Annotated in this window: 4 protein-coding genes; 2 read left to right on the top strand and 2 right to left on the bottom strand. The window is 38.2% G+C overall.

Features of this window, described 5'->3' with window-relative positions; all coding sequences use genetic code 11:
• Window positions 1–279 precede the first annotated feature (279 nt).
• Window positions 280–825, top strand: a complete 546-nt coding sequence (locus CXF89_RS18980; protein ID WP_024593212.1) for a gamma carbonic anhydrase family protein — start codon at window positions 280–282, stop codon at window positions 823–825.
• On the opposite strand, the gene CXF89_RS18975 is transcribed toward CXF89_RS18980, so the two are convergent.
• Complete coding sequence (locus CXF89_RS18975; protein ID WP_004335144.1) at window positions 817–1071, bottom strand: DUF1488 family protein; 255 nt, start codon at window positions 1069–1071, stop codon at window positions 817–819. The two genes, CXF89_RS18980 and CXF89_RS18975, sit on opposite strands and share 9 nt — an antisense overlap.
• Window positions 1068–1892 (bottom strand): shikimate dehydrogenase, encoded by an 825-nt coding sequence (aroE, locus tag CXF89_RS18970; RefSeq protein WP_121955466.1) that lies wholly within the window; start codon window positions 1890–1892, stop codon window positions 1068–1070. Before aroE ends, CXF89_RS18975 begins: the two co-directional genes overlap by 4 nt.
• Window positions 1893–1945: 53 nt before the next feature.
• Here aroE and CXF89_RS18965 point away from each other — a divergent pair, with 53 nt between their 5' ends.
• Window positions 1946–2383, top strand: a complete 438-nt coding sequence (locus CXF89_RS18965; protein ID WP_024609094.1) for a group II truncated hemoglobin — start codon at window positions 1946–1948, stop codon at window positions 2381–2383.
• The last annotated feature ends 37 nt before the right edge of the window (window positions 2384–2420 follow it).

The raw sequence follows: 2420 nt of genomic DNA, 5'->3' as shown, positions 1-2420 counted from the left end.
CGACAATTTAAAACCGAAGTTTTATTTAACTCTCTGAGTAGTTCGTGCCTCGCTATGCGCTGGCGTTTCCCGTCTCAGTGGGGTCGCATTATAGGGAGATCATATTTTTACGCAAGCACTTTTTTAAAGAAAAAGTAAAAAAAGATACTGTTCGGTTAGTATCTGAACTAAACTCCCTAAAACTGATAGTTTTGTAACCAAACAGTGCCCTGTATGGTACAAAAATCACCTTGCTGATACACTCAAATACTAATAATCATGATCTAAAAGGTACTAACTATGGCAATTCGTTCTTATAAAGGTGTTACTCCTTCATTTAATTCGTCTGTTTATATTGATGAGTCATCGGTTTTGGTTGGTAACATTACTTTAGGTGATAATAGTAGTGTGTGGCCGTTAGTAGCTGCACGTGGTGATGTTAACTATATACGTATTGGTGAGCGTACAAATATACAAGATGGCAGTGTATTGCATTTATCTCGCGCAACTAAAAGCAATCCTGATGGTTACCCACTTATTATAGGTGACGATGTAACAGTTGGTCATAAGGTAATGCTGCACGGATGTGTACTAGGAAACCGTATACTTGTAGGTATGGGCGCTATTATTATGGATAACGTGGTTGTTGAAGATGATGTAATTATAGGTGGAGGATCTTTAGTACCACCAAACAAACGTTTAGAGTCTGGTTACTTATATGTTGGAAGTCCAGCTAAGCAAGCCCGCCCTCTTACAGAGCAAGAACTTGCCTTCTTAAAAATATCTGCCGATAACTATGTATCACTTAAAGATGAATACTTAGCTGAAATCGCTAACTTAAGTTAATAAGCTTACTTCAATTTGGCCTGCTGAGTTATAGCTCTCTTCTTCGATGAGCTCCTCGGCACGCTCTTCGTAATCAAAACGATACTTTTCAAAATATTCTGTTGCGTGGCTTTCGTCTGTTAATTTAAGTGTATTTACTTCTATTACACACTCCACCAGCATGCCACTAACTTGTGCAAAAAATACTAACTGATGATCGGGCTCTCTAAATTCCAGCCTATCGATAAACTGTATTGCCTGATTCATTTAAGCATTCCTTGTTTAAGCGCATTCACTACGGGAAGTATTTTTGGCATTTTATTACGCCATACGTAATATGCTTGAGCAGCTTGACCAACTAACATTCCGCTACCATCTAAAAGCTTAGCGTTAATATTATGCTGTGCAACCCAATTCATAAAAATGGTATTTTGCAGTGAATAAAACATGTCATAAGCGACTTCACAGTTAGTTATGTGTTTTTCATCAAGAGCAGGAAGCTCATTATTCATACTGCTAGATGTAGAGTTTATAATTAGTGAGTAATCGCTTACTGGTAAATCATCAAAGCCAAAGCCAGATACTGGTCCATATTGAGTAAACAGCTCTGCGAGTTCTTTGGCTTTTTGTGCTGTACGATTAACTATTATTATTTCCTGAGGGTTATGCTCTAACAAAGGTAAAATAACTCCTCGAGCAGCACCGCCCGCACCTATGATTAAAATGCGTTTATTAGTTATGGCTACTTCATTAGCGAGTAAATCATTTACAAAGCCCACACCATCGGTGTTATCACCGAGTAATGTGCCATCATCTCGTTTTTTTAATGTATTAACAGCCCCTACAATTTTAGCTAATGGCGTAAGCTCATCAGCCATTGCATAGGCTTGCTCTTTAAATGGCATTGTAACGTTAGCACCAACACCACCTTGCTCAAAAAAAGACAATACTGTTTTTTCAAAGTTATCGATAGGTGCTAATATTGCGCGATAATCGATTTGCTCACCCAGTGATACAGCAAATTGTTTATGTATCGCGGGGGATTTTGAATGTTTAATTGGATTTCCAAAAACCGCATATTTGTCCATTTTAAAGCAACCTCTTTGCAGCTATATACTGCCTATTAACGATGATAAGTAATATGATTAAACGACTTTTTTCTAAATCTAAGCCAGCTCCCGAGCAACAGGCTCCTACTCCTGAAAAAACACCGTATGAAATAATAGGTGGAGAGAAAGGGGCGCGAGCTATCTCCAATCGATTCTACGACATAATGGAGTCAGATGAATACGCTAAACCGTTATATGATATGCATCCTCTGCCATTAGATCGAATTCGCCAAGTATTTTTTGAATTTTTATCTGGTTGGTTAGGCGGGCCAAACCTATTTACTGAAAAACATGGCCAGCCAATGCTACGTAAAAGGCATATGCCTTTTACTGTAGATAAAGCATTGCGCGATCAGTGGATGCACTGCATGAATAAAACGCTGGATATAGAAATAGACAATCCGTTGTTACGTGAAGGATTAAAGCAATCATTCTCTCAACTAGCAACGCACATGATCAATCAGCATTAAATTTGTATTTAGCCACAATGCAAAAAGGCGCTAATTA

The sequence above is a fragment of the Pseudoalteromonas sp. MelDa3 genome (genome assembly GCF_002863625.1).
Lineage (GTDB): Bacteria > Pseudomonadota > Gammaproteobacteria > Enterobacterales > Alteromonadaceae > Pseudoalteromonas > Pseudoalteromonas arctica.
The sequence above is the reverse complement of the archived record's forward strand: the minus strand, read 5'-3'. Positions and strand labels throughout refer to the sequence as shown.